The sequence below is a fragment of the Marinomonas algarum genome (assembly GCF_020532605.1).
Classification (GTDB): domain Bacteria; phylum Pseudomonadota; class Gammaproteobacteria; order Pseudomonadales; family Marinomonadaceae; genus Marinomonas; species Marinomonas algarum.
Genome location: NZ_JAJATW010000015.1, coordinates 57,189 through 74,661 on the forward strand (window position 1 = coordinate 57,189; position 17,473 = coordinate 74,661).

14 protein-coding genes are annotated in these 17,473 nt (G+C 45.9%); 4 read left to right on the top strand and 10 right to left on the bottom strand.

The window, feature by feature from the left end:
• Positions 1-48: 48 nt before the first annotated feature.
• From LG368_RS10760 to LG368_RS10775, 4 genes are all read right to left on the bottom strand, one after another.
• Positions 49-2,130: a cbb3-type cytochrome c oxidase subunit I gene (locus LG368_RS10760; protein ID WP_420827964.1), complete on the bottom strand. Its 2,082-nt coding sequence runs from the start codon at positions 2,128-2,130 to the stop codon at positions 49-51.
• The gene (gene cyoA, locus LG368_RS10765) at positions 2,117-2,968 is read right to left on the bottom strand and encodes a ubiquinol oxidase subunit II (RefSeq protein WP_226754724.1); all 852 of its coding nucleotides are present in this window, start codon (positions 2,966-2,968) and stop codon (positions 2,117-2,119) included. The genes LG368_RS10760 and cyoA overlap by 14 nt, the downstream gene beginning before the upstream one ends.
• 835 nt (positions 2,969-3,803) lie before the next feature.
• Entirely contained in the window at positions 3,804-4,019 is a 216-nt protein-coding gene (locus tag LG368_RS10770; RefSeq protein WP_226754725.1) for a DUF2798 domain-containing protein, read from the bottom strand.
• Positions 4,020-4,143: 124 nt separating this feature from the next.
• Positions 4,144-6,990 carry an FAD-binding and (Fe-S)-binding domain-containing protein gene (locus LG368_RS10775; protein ID WP_226754726.1) on the bottom strand — a complete coding sequence of 949 codons (2,847 nt, stop codon included), beginning with the start codon at positions 6,988-6,990 and terminating at the stop codon, positions 4,144-4,146.
• A gap of 242 nt (positions 6,991-7,232) precedes the next feature.
• On the opposite strand from LG368_RS10775, the gene LG368_RS10780 reads away from it, so the two are divergent.
• Positions 7,233-8,009: an FCD domain-containing protein gene (locus tag LG368_RS10780; protein ID WP_226754727.1), complete on the top strand. Its 777-nt coding sequence runs from the start codon at positions 7,233-7,235 to the stop codon at positions 8,007-8,009.
• Positions 8,010-8,018: 9 nt separating this feature from the next.
• On the opposite strand, the gene LG368_RS10785 is transcribed toward LG368_RS10780, so the two are convergent.
• Positions 8,019-9,308, bottom strand: a complete 1,290-nt coding sequence (locus tag LG368_RS10785; protein WP_226754749.1) for an MATE family efflux transporter — start codon at positions 9,306-9,308, stop codon at positions 8,019-8,021.
• 424 nt (positions 9,309-9,732) lie between these two features.
• Between LG368_RS10785 and LG368_RS10790 the strand changes: the two genes are divergently transcribed.
• Complete coding sequence (locus tag LG368_RS10790) at positions 9,733-9,948, top strand: hypothetical protein (RefSeq protein WP_226754728.1); 216 nt, start codon at positions 9,733-9,735, stop codon at positions 9,946-9,948.
• A complete protein-coding gene (locus LG368_RS10795; RefSeq protein ID WP_226754729.1) occupies positions 9,949-10,374 on the top strand; it encodes a group II truncated hemoglobin in 426 nt (141 codons plus the stop codon). It begins immediately after the preceding gene.
• 7 nt (positions 10,375-10,381) lie between these two features.
• Here LG368_RS10795 and norR read toward each other — a convergent pair whose 3' ends face one another.
• Complete coding sequence (gene norR, locus LG368_RS10800) at positions 10,382-11,986, bottom strand: nitric oxide reductase transcriptional regulator NorR (protein ID WP_226754730.1); 1,605 nt, start codon at positions 11,984-11,986, stop codon at positions 10,382-10,384.
• Positions 11,987-12,205: 219 nt separating this feature from the next.
• On the opposite strand from norR, the gene hmpA reads away from it, so the two are divergent.
• Positions 12,206-13,399: an NO-inducible flavohemoprotein gene (gene hmpA, locus LG368_RS10805; RefSeq protein WP_226754731.1), complete on the top strand. Its 1,194-nt coding sequence runs from the start codon at positions 12,206-12,208 to the stop codon at positions 13,397-13,399.
• Between the two features lie 37 nt (positions 13,400-13,436).
• On the opposite strand, the gene LG368_RS10810 is transcribed toward hmpA, so the two are convergent.
• The 4 genes from LG368_RS10810 to lpxM all read right to left on the bottom strand — a co-directional run bounded on the left by LG368_RS10810 (position 13,437) and on the right by lpxM (position 17,423).
• Entirely contained in the window at positions 13,437-14,591 is a 1,155-nt protein-coding gene (locus tag LG368_RS10810; RefSeq protein WP_226754732.1) for a GNAT family N-acetyltransferase, read from the bottom strand.
• A 24-nt stretch (positions 14,592-14,615) separates the two neighbouring features.
• Positions 14,616-15,425, bottom strand: coding sequence for a shikimate dehydrogenase (gene aroE / locus LG368_RS10815; protein WP_226754733.1), 810 nt, complete (start codon positions 15,423-15,425; stop codon positions 14,616-14,618).
• Positions 15,426-15,491: 66 nt separating this feature from the next.
• On the bottom strand, positions 15,492-16,436 hold the full coding sequence (hemF, locus tag LG368_RS10820; RefSeq protein WP_226754734.1) for an oxygen-dependent coproporphyrinogen oxidase: 945 nt from the start codon (positions 16,434-16,436) through the stop codon (positions 15,492-15,494).
• Positions 16,437-16,463: 27 nt separating this feature from the next.
• Entirely contained in the window at positions 16,464-17,423 is a 960-nt protein-coding gene (gene lpxM, locus LG368_RS10825) for a lauroyl-Kdo(2)-lipid IV(A) myristoyltransferase (RefSeq protein ID WP_226754735.1), read from the bottom strand.
• Positions 17,424-17,473: the final 50 nt, after the last annotated feature.

A 17,473-nucleotide genomic window follows, 5' to 3' on the forward strand; every position in this document is an offset into this window, starting at 1 on the left:
GCGGCGCTGTAATGACGGCTCATTGATTATTTCGCAATAACCGCGCTGTTATTTCTGATCTGACGGTTTCCACTTTTTATAGTGTTTTGCGTGCTGCTCAAAGTAATAATGACGACCTTCATTACTCTTCAAGAACTGACCTTCGATCTCTTCGACTTCTGGCACTTCAACGTAATAATCTTTATCACGCTCGAAGTTCAGCTTGACCCAAGCCGCGAAGATAGCCGCAACCGATACATAGACCATCCACCAGATGTGCCATACAAAGCCGAAGCCTAGTGGTAGAGTCAACAGACCAATCACTGGACCAGCCCAAGAATTTTTCGGCATGTGAATGCGCTCATATTTCTCAGGACGTTTGTACGCCGTACCTTTTTGCTTCATATCAAGCAAAGGATCACGATCGTTGATGTATGGAACGTCGCCAAAGTTGTAGAACTGTGGTGGTGATGTTGTGTACCACTCAAGTGTGTGGCCATCCCACGGATCGCCTGTCACATCTTTGTAGCCTGGCTCATTGCGTTTGTAGATCGTGATAACGATGTTCGCAATTTGTGCAGCAATACCAGCAGCAAGCATAGCAACACCAATCAAAGCGACATACATAGGCAATTGCCATTCTGGGTTGTCGATGTACTGCAAGCGACGAGTCATGCCGTCGAAACCTGTGTAGTACAGTGGTACCCAAGCAAAGAAGTAACCGAAGAACCAAAGTGCAACAGACCATTTACCTAACGTTTCATTTAGCTTCGCACCCGTTGCTTTCGGGAACCAGTAAGTGAAACCAGCGAAGAAGCCGTATACTGCACCACCAATCAATACGTTATGGAAGTGGGCAGGTACGAACATACTGTTGTGCAGTACAAAGTCGTTAGCAGGGATAGAAAGCATAACACCGGTCATACCACCGACAGTAAAGGTCACCAACATGGCAATTACCCACCACATTGAAGCAGACAGCTCTACACGACCTTTGTACATGGTAAAGATCCAGTTGTAGAGTTTCACACCCGTTGGAATACCGATGATCATTGTCATGATACCGAAGAAGGCATTGACGCTGGCACCAGACCCCATAGTAAAGAAGTGATGCAACCATACTAGGAACGACAAGATAGTTATGGCAATGGTCGCCCAAACAAGGGAGACATAGCCGAACAATCTTTTACGAGAGAAAGTAGCCGTTACTTCTGAAATCATACCAAATGCAGGCAGCACCAAGAAGTACACCTCTGGGTGACCCCAAGCCCAAACTAGGTTTACCCACATCATCTGATTTCCACCGTCATCATTGGTGAAGAAGTTGAAATCAAAATAACGATCAAGGGTTAACTGAGCGATGGCTACCGTTAAGATTGGGAAAATAACCAAGGCAATGATGTTGGCACAGAAGGTCGTCCAGGTGAACACCGGCATTTTCCACATTGTCATGCCAGGTGCGCGCATTTTTAGGATAGTTGCAACAAAGTTTACCGCTGTTAGTGTTGTACCAATACCGGAAATTTGTAATGCCCATATCCAATAGTCGACCCCAACCCCGGGACTAAACTCGATACCCGATAATGGCGTGTAAGCCAACCAACCTGTTGCTGCGAATTCACCCACAAACAAAGAAAGGTTGATCAACAAAACACCCACTAGGAACAAGTAAAAACTTAACGAGTTCAAAAATGGGAAAGCCACATCGCGTGCACCAATTTGCAATGGCATCACCACGTTCATGATACCTACCATTAACGGAGTCGCCACAAAGAAGATCATGATAACGCCATGGGCGGTAAAGATTTGGTCGTAATGTTCCGGTGGCAAGAAGCCTTCACCGAATTCATCAGACAATGACAGGGCTTGGTGGGTCCGCATCAAAATAGCGTCAGAGAACCCTCGTACCAACATCACCAACGCGGCAATACAGTACATGATACCTATTTTTTTATGGTCAACAGACGTAAACCATTCATTCCATAGATAGCCCCACATTTTCTTGTAAGTCACAAACGCAACCAACAATAAGCCACCGAAGATAGCAGCAAACATAACTGGCGCTACCACGGGGTCATGAAAAGGGATGACACCCCAGTGCAACTTACCCGTTAACACATGGGGATCTTTAATTAGATCAGTTTGAACCATTTTGGGCTCCCGTAAAAGACTCAATAATGTTCTTAAATTGCAGAGGATTTATAGATGAGAAATACTCTACTTCATGATCACGTGTCTTTTCAGTTAAGCGATCATATTCAGCATCGGTTAGCACTTGGCCAGAGGCTCTAACGCCTGCTTTCCACTCTTCGAAGCCTTCCTCTGACGTTACTTTGGCTTTAAAGCGCATGCCTGAGAAACCAAATCCACTGTAGTTTGATGATATACCGCGGAACTCACCTTCTTCATGAGCCATAAGGTTCATGCGGTTTTCCATTCCGGCCATGGCATAGATCTGACCGCCTAGCTTAGGAATGTAAAAAGAGTTCATGGTAGATTGCGATGTCACCAAAAATTCAACCGGTGTATCAACAGGGAAAGACACTTCGTTTACCACAGCAATCTTTTCTTCTGGAAACAAGAAAAGCCATTTCCAATCCATTGCAACCACTTGAATCGTCATAGGCTTCTTGTCAGAAACAAGCTCTTTACGCGGATCAAGTGAGTAAGAGGTGATATAAGTGATTGTCGCTAACACAACGATGATGACGACAGGCACACCCCAAGCAAAAAACTCAATCTTACTGGAGTGTTCCCACTCAGGATCATAAGACTCATCTTTCTTACTAGTGTGGTATTTATAGGGAATCCAGATAGACATTAAAATCGTCGGAATAACGACAATAAGCATCAATCCCATCGTGAGTAGGATAGTGTCACCAATTTGTTTACCTGTGACACCGCTAGAATCGAACAAGACAAGATCACAACCACTTAGTAAAAGTGCAAGTGAAAATACCATCGTTGACTGGAACAGTTTCTTCTTCATCTGTAACCTCAGAATGTCCTAGAGCAGGTTTGCCAAGCGAACTAGGCGCTTAATGTAAACTCATAGAATTCATCATCACTCTGCGAGTGGTAATAAACACTAAATTGAATGCATCAAAAGTAAGATAATGGGCGTCTTGGCAGGCGCTTTCTAACTAACAGTCGATGTAGATCAAGGTGCTATATTAGAAAAATCTTATTTTCTTGCGATATATCAATAAAAACATGCGGAATATAGCAAACTTTGCACAGCTTACAAAGCGTAGATTTATTTTCGTGCATGTTTATCAAGGTTTTTTTTTGTAAACTTTTACCGATAAGCACAATTAAAAAATCAAACAATTTGCAAAAAAAGTGCAAAAAGGAAGCGCTTTTTTGATCATTTCCTTTACACTTTGTAGACACTACAGAGTGAAGGCACTAAGTCAGCGTACTAGGGCAAACAGCAATTCTACGGGACTTTGAAGGGGGAACAGTGGCAAAAAAGGACCGAATTATGAAGGCCTTCTAGTGCTGTCTAAGAGGCGCATAACAGGCATCGCGTTTTGGTTCACAATATCCTTAAATTGATTACAAAACGATCACACAAGACACAAAAACGGAATCACGCTTACTGAGTAAAATGACAACTATTCACACACTTTATAGCGTTCTGACAAGCTCATTTCTTGCCTCTCAATAAGGCATGACAAAACCTAGACAGAGTGGAGAGCCACTTCTATTTCTACAAAGCGTTTTGATGCACAAAATGACGTGTAGACGATAAAAAAATACACTCCAGTAACGGTTTTACTGGGGTGTATTATGAGTACTGAAAAAGCAGTAGAGAAGAGATATCAGAGTTTGCTGGCAATTTTCTGAGCAAAGCCATGCATAAATGGCCCAGCGATAAAGGAAATAACACCCGCTGCCGGCCATGCCAACACCCAAGCGTTTAGCCACAATTCAATGAAGTTTTCCGTAATACCAACGTTGACGTACGTTATCCACGCCGACATAAAGATTGACAGGGTAAACGACATAAGTATGGCAAACACGATTCTATGTTTCATTCCAAATTTCCTTGCTGTGATTTCAATGACACGGATAAACCAGTGAATGGGTAAATATTAGCAAAAATCAATATAACTAATACAGCCTTTATTCATATTTCCTAAAAGAGACACCCACCACCGTCTAGGAAACAGCACCTGGCTGCATCAACTGATCAACAAGATAAACAATCGACTGGTATTCAATACCACTGTGCTCCGTTAAGCCAATTTCACAAGTACGGCTGTTCGAATAGCCCACTTCACAACCCTCTACCGCCTTAGCGAGCGTTTTCAATGCGCTGCCGTTCAGTTCAGGTGTCGAAAATCCCTTGTCACCGGCAAAGCCACAGCAGGTAATATCAGAAGGAATCACCACTTCATCGGCTAATTGATGCGCCAAGCTAACAAACTGATCCGCCAAACCCATTCGCGTGGTACTGCAGGTCACATGCAGAGCCATTTTGTTGAGCTTTTTCGGAATCGTGACGCTTGGCATCACATGGGTCGACAAAAAGCTCACTTGCTCGTGCAATTCCAAACGATCGTCTAGGCTTTCCTGCATACGCAAGGTACAAGGACTCACATCACAAATAATCGGAATACGACCATTGTCACTGGCTGTCATCAATAAAGCGTTAAGCGCACTGGCTTTTTGCTGCGCCGCATCAAATTGTCCTTTTGAATGAAACGCCATACCGCAACATTGGCTTTCAATGTCTTTGGGAACCGTCACCTTATAACCGGCTTTTTCCAACACAGAAAACATCACCGTCATCACCGAGCGTTTATCACTGGCATTAGGACCAGCGCCCATCACTCGTGTCGCACAGCTTGGGAAATAAATAACTTCTTTTTGCGCGCCATCCAGTTGACGAACAGGAATACTGTTTGCTGCCGTCGGCATGCTGTTATGCCATTTAGGCACAGTGCCACCCGAGACTTTATTCATCACGGAAGTGACGGCTTTCATACCGCTATTACCAAGCACTCCACGCGCCGCTCCGGCAACAGACAAACCGGTTTTTGCCGTTTTTGTCACACCAGCAAAATGGTCTGCGACCCAATAACCTACCTTGCTGTCTGGATGACGATCGTGACGAATTTCACGGGTTAAATCACCAGTATTGATACCAACAGGGCACTGCATAGAACACAAGCCGCACCCAGCGCAGGTATCCACACCTTGATAATCGTAGTCTTTTTGTAATTCGGCGAGGCGTTCGGGCTGGTCGCCAGAAGCAATCAAACGTTGGATCTCACGCCAAATCACAATGCGCTGACGAGGTGTTAACGTCACCGATTTCGACGGGCAAGAAGATTCACAAAAGCCACATTCAATGCAGGTATCGACCTTGTCATTGGCTTTCGGCATGGGTTTTAAATTTTCTACATGCAAATTGGCATTGCGCGATAACACTACATCGGGGTTAAGCAAGGTGTGTGGATCAAACGCGCGTTTGATTTCCCACATAATATCGTACGCTTCTTTGCCCCATTCCAGCTCCACATACGGTGCCATGTTTCGCCCGGTACCGTGCTCGGCTTTTAAAGAACCTTTGTATTTTACGGCCACCAACTGGGCCACTTCGTCCATCAGCTTTTCATAACGCGTTACTTCTTTGGGATCGTCAAAGCCTTGTGTGAACACAAAGTGCAGGTTGCCTTCTAACGCGTGGCCAAACAAAATCGCTTCGCTGTAACCATGCTTTTGAAACACCGCTTGCAGCTCTAATACGCCTTCAGCCAATTGCTCAATAGGAAACGCCACGTCTTCGATAATCACGGTCGTACCGACTGGGCGAACGGCGCCCACAGCGGGGAAAAGTCCTTTACGAATTTTCCAATAAGAATCATAGATGGCTTTGTCTTGGGTAAACTCAATCTCACCTAATGTCGTCTGACCGTCTAATGCTTGCTTCACTAACGCTAGCGTTTGCTCTAATTCCGCTTCATCTGTTGCGCGTACATCCACCAGCAAACCAGCAGCATCAGGACCTAAAGAAGACAACATGGAGGGCATACCGGGTTTGCCTTCGACGGCGCGCAGGCCCGCTCTGTCTATCAGCTCTACTGCGGCAACGGGAGATGTTTTTAACGCCATAACCGCACGACACGTCGCTTCCATGTTTTCAAAGAAAATCATCGCCGCGGCTTTAGTTGGATGATCCACCACGGTTTCGTAGGTCACTTCACTGATAAAGCCCAAGGTCCCTTCGGAGCCAATCATTAGATGCAATAAAATATCAAACGGATCTTGGAAGTCGACCAAGCTGTTTAAACTGTAACCTGTGGTGTTTTTAAGACGATATTTATGACGAATCTTTTCTGCTAAATCAGGATTAGCTTGTACTTCTTTTGACAAACGCGACAGGGTATCCAACAAATCCGCATGACGGTTTCCAAATACCAGACGACTTGATTCGTCTGCTGTGTCCAATAAAGAACCATCAGCAAAAATCAAACGTGCACTTTGAATGGTGTGATAACTGTTTTGTGCCGTACCACAACACATACCACTGGCATTGTTTGCTGCGATTCCACCAATCATACAAGCGTTAATCGACGCCGGATCAGGGCCGATTTTACGTTGAAAAGGCGCTAATATTTGGTTCGCCCGCGCACCGATGATCCCCGGTTGCAAAGAAATACTATGGCCATGTTGGTGAATACGATGACCTTTCCAGTTATCCGACAACTGCATAAGAACCGAGTCTGTCACCGCTTGACCAGACAAGCTGGTACCGGCCGCACGAAACGTCACCGGCAAGGCACGCTCACGTGCTTCTTTTAAAACAAGGCGAACTTCGTCTTCATTATCAACACGTACCACCAACTGAGGAATCAGTCGATAAAAGCTACCGTCCGTGCCATAAGCAAGCGTACGAAGTGGGTCTTGAATCAATCGAGACTCGTCAATCACACTTTTTAGAGCGTGATACATATCATTATACAATGCGGTTTTATCCGTTAGCGTCGAAGCAGCGTTCATCAGACATCCCAAGGGCCATCGCCCGTTCAAGCAAATTTGTTATTTTTGTGAAGACAACACAATTATTTACGTCTTAAACTGATAACCATGGACAAATTGGTCATACCAATTTACCCTTTAATTATGTGGCACATTAAGAAGCTGGCTTCACTTTGTCAACCCAAAATAATGGTTAATATTTAAACAAGAATCGTTCCACATGTGATAAGACCAAGTAACGTTATTTACTGATAGGAAACGCCATGACAATTAAACCCCTTCATCGTGTCAAGCAGCCCAAAATCTCTGACATAATAGTGCAAGAACTCGAAAGCATGATCTTGGAAGGCAGCTTTACCGCAGGGCAGAAGCTCCCCCCTGAGCGCGACCTTGCAGCGCGTTTCGAGGTGTCTCGCCCATCATTGCGTGAAGCCATACAAAAATTAGTGGCACGTGGTGTATTGTTTAGCCGTCATGGCGGTGGCACTTATGTTTCTGATCAGCTGGGCAGCTCGTTTGCTGATCCACTGCAAGATTTGATCAGTTCCCACGATGAATTTTTGTACGACCAATTAGAATTCCGCGATGCTTTGGAAAGCCTCGCGGCCTATTATGCTGCCTTACGCAGTACAGAGACGGACAAAAACAAACTGACTCAATGCTTTAAACAACTGGTGGACGCCAATCAAAAACAGAATTTGGCCTTAGAGGCACAACTAGACGTTGAATTTCATATGATCATCGCGGAATCGGCTCATAATGTCGTTTTGCAGCATACTTTGCGCAGCCTGCACACCATGTTAGCCAAGAGTATTTCCAGCAATTTGAAAAATCTATTTGAAAAGAAAGCGGCCCGACAGCACGTTATGGAACAACACACCAACGTTTACCAAGCCATTATAGCAGGAGACGCCGAGGCGGCTCGCGCCGCAGCACACGCTCATCTGGTTTTTGTTGAGGACAATTTGCTGAGAATTCGCCAAGAAGAAACGCGTATACAGCGATCCCTAAGGCGAAATGAGCACCAAAGTCTGGTGTAAAAGCCTACGCTAGACCTCATTAAACCACACGCCTTTTTTCATGTTTTGTACATAACACCAATAAAGAGTCACGGCTCTGGCAATAAACAGCATGGCTTGGCTTAGCCATAATCCATGGTTGCCCAAGTCTTGGCTGATAAACCACACTGGGAAAAACACACCAAGCACACAAAGAATCATGGTGTTTTGCATTTGCTTCACGCTGGTCGTGCCGATAAAAATACCATCCAACATAAAAGACCAGACCCCTAACAATGGAAAGAAGATCAACCAAGGTAGATACAGTGCGGCATCCTCTCGCACACTTTGTACACTGGTTAATAACGCAATAATGTGGTTGCCCAGCAGCCAGAAAATCAGCGTTAGCACCAATGCCGCCAACAAAGCCCAATACGTCGACAGTTTAATAACCTTTTTAAAATTGGCTTTGTCTTTACGTCCGTAATACTCGCCACACAAGGCTTCCACTGCAAACGCAAAACCGTCCAACGCATTGGAAATGATCAATAAGAAGGTAAGCAATACCGCATTGGCCGCTAAGATTGAATCCCCCTGACGCGCACCTTGTGCCGTGAAAAACAACATCACCAGCAGTAACAAAATAGTACGTACAAATAAGTAACGGTTGACCCTGATTAGAGCAACGTACTCACGCCACTTTGCGAGTACTCGCAGCGGAACTTGACCAGTAAACCCTTTGAGCTTATGCCACGCCAATACACCCGCCACCGAAACGCCGATATAATGTGACAACACCGTTGCCCAAGCGACACCATCACTGGCCATACCCAAGCCATACACAGCAATGTAATCCAACACCATGTTGGCCAAATTGATCACCAACAACATCCACAGTGGCCCTTTGGAATATTGCACACCAAAAAACCAACCCATTAGGGCATACCCCGCCAATACCGCAGGCGCACTAAAAATTCGCACTTCACAATACAAACGCGCCCAAGGCTCTACCTCTGCACTGGGCGCCATAAGATCAATGGCTAAGTCAATTAAGGGCGCTCTAAAAGCAATCAGTATTAAGCCTATAGACACACCCATCAGTACGGACTGTAGAAGCAACTCACGCACCCGACGTTCATCGTCTTGCCCTAACGCTTGCGCCGTTAACCCTGTCGACCCCATCCGCAAAAAACCAAACGCCCAAAATAGAAAGCTGAAAATACTGGCGCCAATCGCTACCGCCGCCAAATGCGTTGCCGTTCCCAAGTGACCGACCACGGCGGTATCGACCAGACCTAATAAAGGAGTGGTGATATTTGCCACCATAGGTGGCCATGCCATACGCCAAATTTTGGTGTTTAACGGAAGGTTCTCACGAAAGGCATGAAACACATTGATCTGGGATAACTTTGACACACGAAACTCACTTGCGGATTAGGGATGACCTGTGGATAAAAAAATAATGACTCAATCATAACGATTGGCTTTTTTATGTGGAAAATAACGTGAGTTATTCACAAAACTCAAACAACAAACTAAAAATAGCCTCATGTGAGCAAAAAACACCCCTTTTTAGCGCGTTAAATTATCCACATTAGAGTGAGAGCCACTTTTCCACAGCCTAACTTGTCGAATAATGATGATTTTACGACATGACCCCTTTTCGCATAGCATGGGATAAGTGTTGGTTTTTTCCACAATCCTGCGCACATCGCCAAAGAATTTTGCTAGACTCGCGTTTATTTTATCCTGTTGGAGACGCCCTATGCCAAAACAATTAAAGCCCTTCCTTGAAGCCCTCGCCGTTGGCTGTGTTTTCATCAGCATTACCATGTTGTTTGAGATTCCTCTTTATATGAGCTTGATCATTGGCGCGCTCGCCGCACTTGGCGGTTATCGTAACTCCATTAAAATGGATCGTGAAAAAGAAGAAAAATTAGCGGCCAAAAAAACCTCTCCCACAAAACAGGACAACTCATAAATGGACGCTCCAGAAACGCCAGTCTATGGCAAAGCCGATGGAACCTTGCAAGCGGTCGGAGGATTATCGGGCTTACAAAACTTGGTCGAAAACTTCTATCGCATCATGGGCGACACCCCAGAATTTCGCCCTCTGTATGATATGCATCCGGATGACATGGCGTTGACCATTGATAAGTTAGTGGCGTTTTTATCCGGTTGGATGGGGGGTGAACGTTTGTTTTCTAAAAAATACGGCAGCATGAGTTTGCCACAAGCCCATGCTCATCTCATCGTTACCGAGAAAGAAAAAGCCATGTGGTTAGATTGCATGGCGGTCACATTGGATGAGTTGCACTACCCAGACGATTTAAAAGCTTACCTTATGTCAAAGTTGGCCTTTCCAGCAGAACGCATTCGCCAAGTAAGCGCGGCCAACCATCCTTAAAAAGACACTATTCGCTACGAATGTCTTTCAACACATAAATACCCAAACGTTTCGCCAATCTAGCTAGGTTGGCGCGATCCATCGACAGTTGTTGTGCCGCTTTTGTCCAGTTACCGTCATTTTGCTCTAACGCGTGGCGAATTAAACTCCGTTGGTAACCCTCTGTTTTTTCTCGTAAATCAATCGTTTCAACGCTGTTATTTTGTGACGAGTGGTCTTGTTGAACCTCAGTGTCTGAATCGCTGCTCTGTTTCTTTTTTATTGAATGATTATTTATCTGTAACCCTGTTAGATGAGCCGGTGTTATCACAGTAATGCCGCTCTTTTGCTCTGTTTTAACCGCATCAGCCTTAGCAAACAGGGCCGCCCGAGAAATCACATGCTCCAGCTCTCTGACGTTGCCCGGCCAATGGTAGGCTTCCAATAACGCAATAGCGCTTGCGGACAGTGTCAGCTGTTGCAGCCCTAATTTACGACGAAAACGCCCAGCAAAAAAACCGGCTAACAAAGGAATGTCGCCCTGACGCTCACGTAGGGCAGGGACATGAATGGGAAACACACTCAGACGGTGAAATAAGTCCGCACGAAAACGCTGTTCAGCCACTTCCGTTTCCAAATGGCGATTGGTCGCCGCCAAAATACGCACGTCTACTTTTCTCACCTTATCTTTACCAACCGCTTGAATTTCTTGATTCTGAATGGCCCGTAGTAAAGTGCCTTGTACTTCTAAGGGCAACTCGCCAATTTCATCCAGCAGTAAAGTACCGCCATCGGCGAGGAGAAACTTTCCTTCTCGGTCACGATCTGCGCCAGTAAAAGCGCCTTTAACGTGACCAAACAATTCACTTTCAATGAGGTGTTGCGGAATGGCCGCGCAATTAACATACACCATGGGCGCATCGGCACGGGAAGACTGCTCATGCAGCGAGCGCGCCACCAGCTCTTTGCCTACACCGGTCTCTCCCTCAATGAGGGTTGCAAAATCGGATGAGGCCACCAATTGGATCGCCTGCTTAAGATCTTGCATCGCTTTACTTTGACCAATCATGTCATTCGACTGTTTGCTCATCACTTTGAGAACATCTTGTGCATGCTGGGACTGATTTTCCAATCGCTCCATCAACATAGAAGTGTTTAACGTCATCGCTGCCATGGTGCCGATAATTTCTAACGCTCGGGTGTCGATTTGATCAAAAACATGGGGCTGAATACTGTCTAACGTCACTACACCCATCAATTCGCCCTCCAGATACAGGGGGACTCCCATACAAGAATGCACGGGCAAATGATCACCATAACCGACGACCATACCATCGTAGGGGTCCGGTAGATCCGAGTCACTGGGAAAACGCACTGGATAATGACCGGCACAAATCGCCTGTAATCTCGGATGTTCATCAATGATAAAACGACGCCCCATCAAATCATCAGACAAACCGCGCTGGGCAATGGGTGTTAGCACTTCACGGTGTCGAGTCAATAAAACCACCGCATCACAATTGATCGTCGCCCGAATAGCGTTCACCAATTGCTCGAAGCGATTCGGCTGAGTCACGGCACTGGCAAGATCCAATGCAAAGCTGAGTAAGGCGTTATTAGAAATCGGATTCATCAGGGCTTATCCATTTATGGCAGGTATCAAGACTGTATGTGTCATTTTGACTCAAGTGAATCAAATTGACTATGAAAAAGTAGAGTCATATCGACTCTTGTTGTTTTAATAAAAATATAAACAATTGATTTAATTGATAAAAAATAGTTGGCATAAGCTTCGCAATATAAGAATCAATAAAGTAAGCAACCGCTTCCTCATTTTGATAAAAAGGACACCATGATGTTATCTCAACAACACATAGACACAGTACGCTCTACCATTCCTTTATTGGCGTCTGCCGGTCCCGCCATTACCGAATATTTTTACAAACGCATGTTTCAGCATAATCCTGAACTCAAACATGTGTTCAACATGACACACCAGAAAACCGGCGGTCAACCTGCTGCGCTGTTTAATGCCATTGCTGCTTACGCTACACACATCGATAACTTAGAAGTACTGACTGGCGCGGTAATGCGTATCGCCCATAAACACACCAGTTTCAACATTCAGCCGGACCAATACGCCATTGTGGGTCATCATCTTATCGAGACATTACGTGAATTGGCACCCGAGGCGTTCACCCCAGACGTAGAAGAGGCTTGGGTAGCGGCGTACGGTCAATTAGCGGATATCTTCATCAAAATAGAAGACGATTTGTACAAAGAACGTGCGGCGGAAGCGGGCGGTTGGATGGATTTCCGTCGTTTCCGTGTAGCATCCAAAACACCAGAATCTGAATTGGTCACCAGCTTTGTACTTGAGCCAATCGACGGTGGTGCTGTGATCGATTACATTCCCGGACAGTACTTAGGTGTGAAATTGCACCCTAAAGGCAACGAGTACGATGAAATTCGTCAATACTCCTTGTCTACTGCGCCCAACGGTAAAAGCTACCGCATCAGCGTAAAGCGTGAAGGCGCTAATGAGATGGCGGGCGTTATGTCGAATTACCTACACGACCATGTCAACGTCGGTGACGAAGTGGAAGCCATGCCACCTGCAGGTGACTTCTTCTTCCAAGACAAGCAGACACCCGTTGTCTTAATCTCTGGTGGCGTAGGCTTAACGCCGATGCAAGCCATGCTAGATACCTTGGCACAACAGCAATACGCTCAACCCGTCAGCTATTTACACGCTTGTACGAATGCCAATCAGCACTCATTCAAAGATCACGTAAACAGCCAGAAAGACGCTTTAAATTTATCTGTGTTCACTTGGTACGAACAGGGCAACACCTCAGAAGAAAACGTTTTTTCTGGCAACATGCAGCTTGATGAAATACAAAACAGCCTGCCATTGAACAACGGTGAGTTCTATCTATGCGGCCCTGTTGGCTTCATGATGTTCGTCAAACAACAACTGCTGACACTCGGCGTCGAAGCGGACCGCATTCACTACGAATTGTTCGGCCCACACAAAGACGTTTGATCTTAAAAGCTGCCCGTATCTTTGGATACGGGCTTTTTTATTGCTTAAACGGCAACAGTTTGTGGGTATCTTGGTGGTATTCACGCACTGCTTGGGCTTCTTCTTCACAGAAATTGCCAATCGCTTCGCGAAAGCCTTCATGGGCGATGTAATGCACGCTGTGGCTAAACACAGGTTCAAAACCACGGGCGATTTTGTGCTCCCCTTGAGTACCCGGATCAAAATGCTGTAAGCCTTTTTCTAGACAAAATTCGATGCCTTGGTAATAGCAGGCTTCAAAATGCAGGCAATCTACTTCTTCTAGGCAGCCCCAATAGCGGCCATACAAGGAATGATCGTCAAAGAAACACCAGGACGCAGCAATGGCTTTTTCGCCCCGAAAGGCTTGCACCAAAACAATCTGATCACCCATTTTTTCGACCAATAAACCGAAAAACGCTCGCGTTAAATAGCCTTGTTGACCACGTTTGGCGTAGGTGGATTGATAACACTGGTAAAAGAAATCGATCTCGGCCTCGGTCAGCTTGTTGCCAAGAGTACGCGTTAAGGTGATGCCTTGCTGGGCGACTTTTTCTCGCTCTTTGCGTGCCGCTTTACGTTTGCGGCTGGAAAAGTGCGAGAAGTAATTCGCCATGTCCTTGTAGTCACGATTGAACCAATGGAACTGACAAGAAATACGTTGCAACAGATCTTTATTTGACGCAAATAACGCCGCATGTTCTGGCTTTGCAAACAGCAAATGCCAGCTGGAAAGGTCACGTTCTTGATTCGCTTGGGTCATTAACTCGGCAAGAGCAGGGTAGAGATGAGAAAACGCCACATCGTCACCCTTAGGGTCTAGGTGCGAAAAAAGTCTCACCCCAGTAACAGGGGAAAAGGGAATTGCCCAAATACGTTTAGGAAAGTAGCGCATACCGTAACGCTGGTAAGCATCCGCCCAAGACCAATCAAAAACAAACTCGCCTTGAGAATGGGTTTTTAAATAGGTTGGGGCGATGGCCAGCGGACTGTCATCGTCGTTCATCACCAGCAAGTATTCAGGGTACCAGCCCGTACCATCGCCAATACTTTTGCTTTGTTCAAGCGCCTGATGAAAAGCAAATTGCGCAAAAGGAGACTGAGTTTCGCCGATGGCGGCCTGCCATTTGGCTTGGCCAATTTGGTCCACTGAATTAAACCATTGCGCTTTCATGTTACCCATCCTATTGCTACTGAATTATGCCACCCTCATTTGTTGGCGCATTTCCTTTACTAAACTGGCTGTATTTGGACGGACCTGTCGCCACAAATAAAATGCCTCTGCGGCTTGCCCTACCAACATGCCCAAACCGTCAGCGCCATCAGCACCGCGTTCATGGGCCCATTGTAAAAATACCGTGCGCTCAATGCCGTACATCATGTCGTAGCACCAAGTTTGATCGCCGATCAGCTCGTCTTTTAAGGGTGGCAAATTGCCCGACAAACTCGCCGATGTGCCGTTAATAATGATGTCAAACGTGCCTTCTAATGCATCAAAAGACGACGCCAGACAATCAAAATGATCGGCCAAGCCTTGGGCTTTTTCTACCGTGCGATTGGCAATGGTTACAGAAGCGGGGGACGCTGACAAAATAGGTTCAAGTACGCCACGTACGGCGCCACCCGCTCCCAGAATCAACACACGTTTATTTTTCAGTGTTCGCTGGTAATTATCTGTGATGTCTCTGACCATGCCGATGCCATCGGTATTGTCGCCAAACAATTCGCCCTTTTCACTGAGCAACAAGGTGTTGACCGCACCGGCTTGTTTCGCCCGCTGGCTCAATATATCGCACATGGCGTAAGCACGTTCTTTGAACGGTACAGTCACATTGAGGCCTTTGCCGCCCTGCTGAAAAAAGTCTCGTACCTGTTGCTCAAACCCTACTTCATCACCCAGAAGGGTTGAGTAGGTTAGCGATTGTTGCGTTTGCGTCGCAAAATAGGCATGAATACTCGGCGATTTGCTGTGCGCAATCGGATTTCCCACTACGGCGTATTGATCCAAAATCTGTCCTCTTTTTAAAAACGAAAAAACATCCCTTAAAGCTCAAAAATATCGTACAAAAAACGATTATTTTGCGAGCCCCAACCAATCTTTCGCTGTTAGGAAATGGTCGGTCAATTTGGCTTCTTCGCTGTCGGCCTCTACCTGGTACTCGTAGGTCCAACGCACTTCTGGTGGCAATGACATCAAGATAGACTCTGTACGACCTAAACCACTTTGCAGACCAAAATGGGTGCCACGGTCAAACACCAAATTAAATTCTACATAACGGCCCCGTCGATGAAGTTGGAAATCTCGCTGTTGCTCGGTAAACGGTAAGTCTTTACGACGTTGCAAGATCGGCAAATATGCCTTGGTATACGCATCACCAATCGCCTTTGTCATGCCAAAGCAGTGCTCAAAGCTACCTTCATTAAAATCATCAAAAAACAAACCACCAATACCACGAGGCTCACCACGATGCTTCAAGTAGAAATACTCATCACACCAGGCTTTAAACCGTGGATAATATTCTTCACTGAACGGCGTGACCGCAGCGTGCGCAGTTTGGTGCCAATGGACACAGTCTTCATCAAAGCCGTAATAGGGTGTCAGATCAAAGCCGCCGCCAAACCACCACACAGGGTCCATGCCTTCTTTATACACCACAAACAAACGAACATTGGCATGCGACGTTGGCGCCATTGGGTTTTTTGGGTGAATCACTAAAGACACTCCCATGGCTTCAAAACGACCGCCCGCCAATTCAGGGCGATCCGCTGTCGCAGAAGGCGGTAAATTATCTCCCATCACATGGGAGAAATTCACACCGCCTTTTTCGATCACAGTGCCGCCCGCAATAACACGCGTACGACCGCCACCACCGTTAGGGCGATCCCAAGCGTCTTCTTGGAATTGTGTGCCAGACTCGATGCCTTCTAACGAGGCACAAATATGGTCTTGCAGAGACAACAGGTAGGCTTTAACTGCCTGAATGTCCTCATTCTGAGGGGAAGTAATCGTGGCCGTCATGGCAGGCTCCATCAAATAAAAGAAAAATTAGTACAGCTTTGACCCATCGGGGCGACTGCGTAATAAGTTTAAAATCCACATATATTGATCAGTATGCGCACCAATCATCTGCTCTAATGCTTGATTCATCAGAACAGCATCTTGCGCATCATCCCCTGTGGGGAAGTTCTCTAGCGCCGGGTAAATATGCAACTCGTATTGCCCTGTTTTTGCATTATACGCTTGCAACATAGGAACGATGTGCGCCTTGGTTAATTTTGTTAACTTGCCTAAGCCTTTCATGGTGGCTTTTTCAGTGGCAAAAAAAGGCACAAAAACAGAGTGTTGAGCACCTAAATCTTCATCGGGTAAGTAATAACCTACATGGCCTTTTCTAACAGATTGCAAAAAAGGCTTGATACCCGCACTTCTTGGGTAAACCACTCCGCGGCCATACTGCATGCGCTGAGTGTGTAAAAGCCAATCAATCAATGGATTCTTTTGTGGTTTCATAATGGTGGTCACTGTATAGCCAAGAGACGCCAACATGGACCCCGTGTAATCAATCGCCCAGCAATGAGGCACGAGCGTAATGACGTTTTCGCCCTTATCCAGTAAAGGGAAAAGATGTTCACCGCCAATTACCTTATTGCGCTTCTTTTTATACTTTTCACTGCGAACCAGCAGTTCACCATAAGATAGAAAAAATCGTGCTGCGGTTTCTAAGCTACCCCGCAATATGGCTTCTCGCTCTTCGTGCGTTTTCTGTGGAAAACACTGTGCAATATTGGCGCGGGCACGTTTTAACGGACCACTTTTACGCATCATTAATAAAGGCGCCAGTTTACTCGCCAGTTTGTCACGCAATCGAAAAGGCACATAGGCCAAACAAAATACAAACAACACCGCCAACCAGGTGAGCCAAAAACGAGGTGAAAGAAAGCGCCATTGAAAGGTTGGGTTGTGTGTATTCTTATCCATTGGAAGAGGGGTATCGGTTGAGTGCATGCCGTTCGCTTCGTCTAGTCATCATAAAAAGTTATGTTACCTTAACGCCC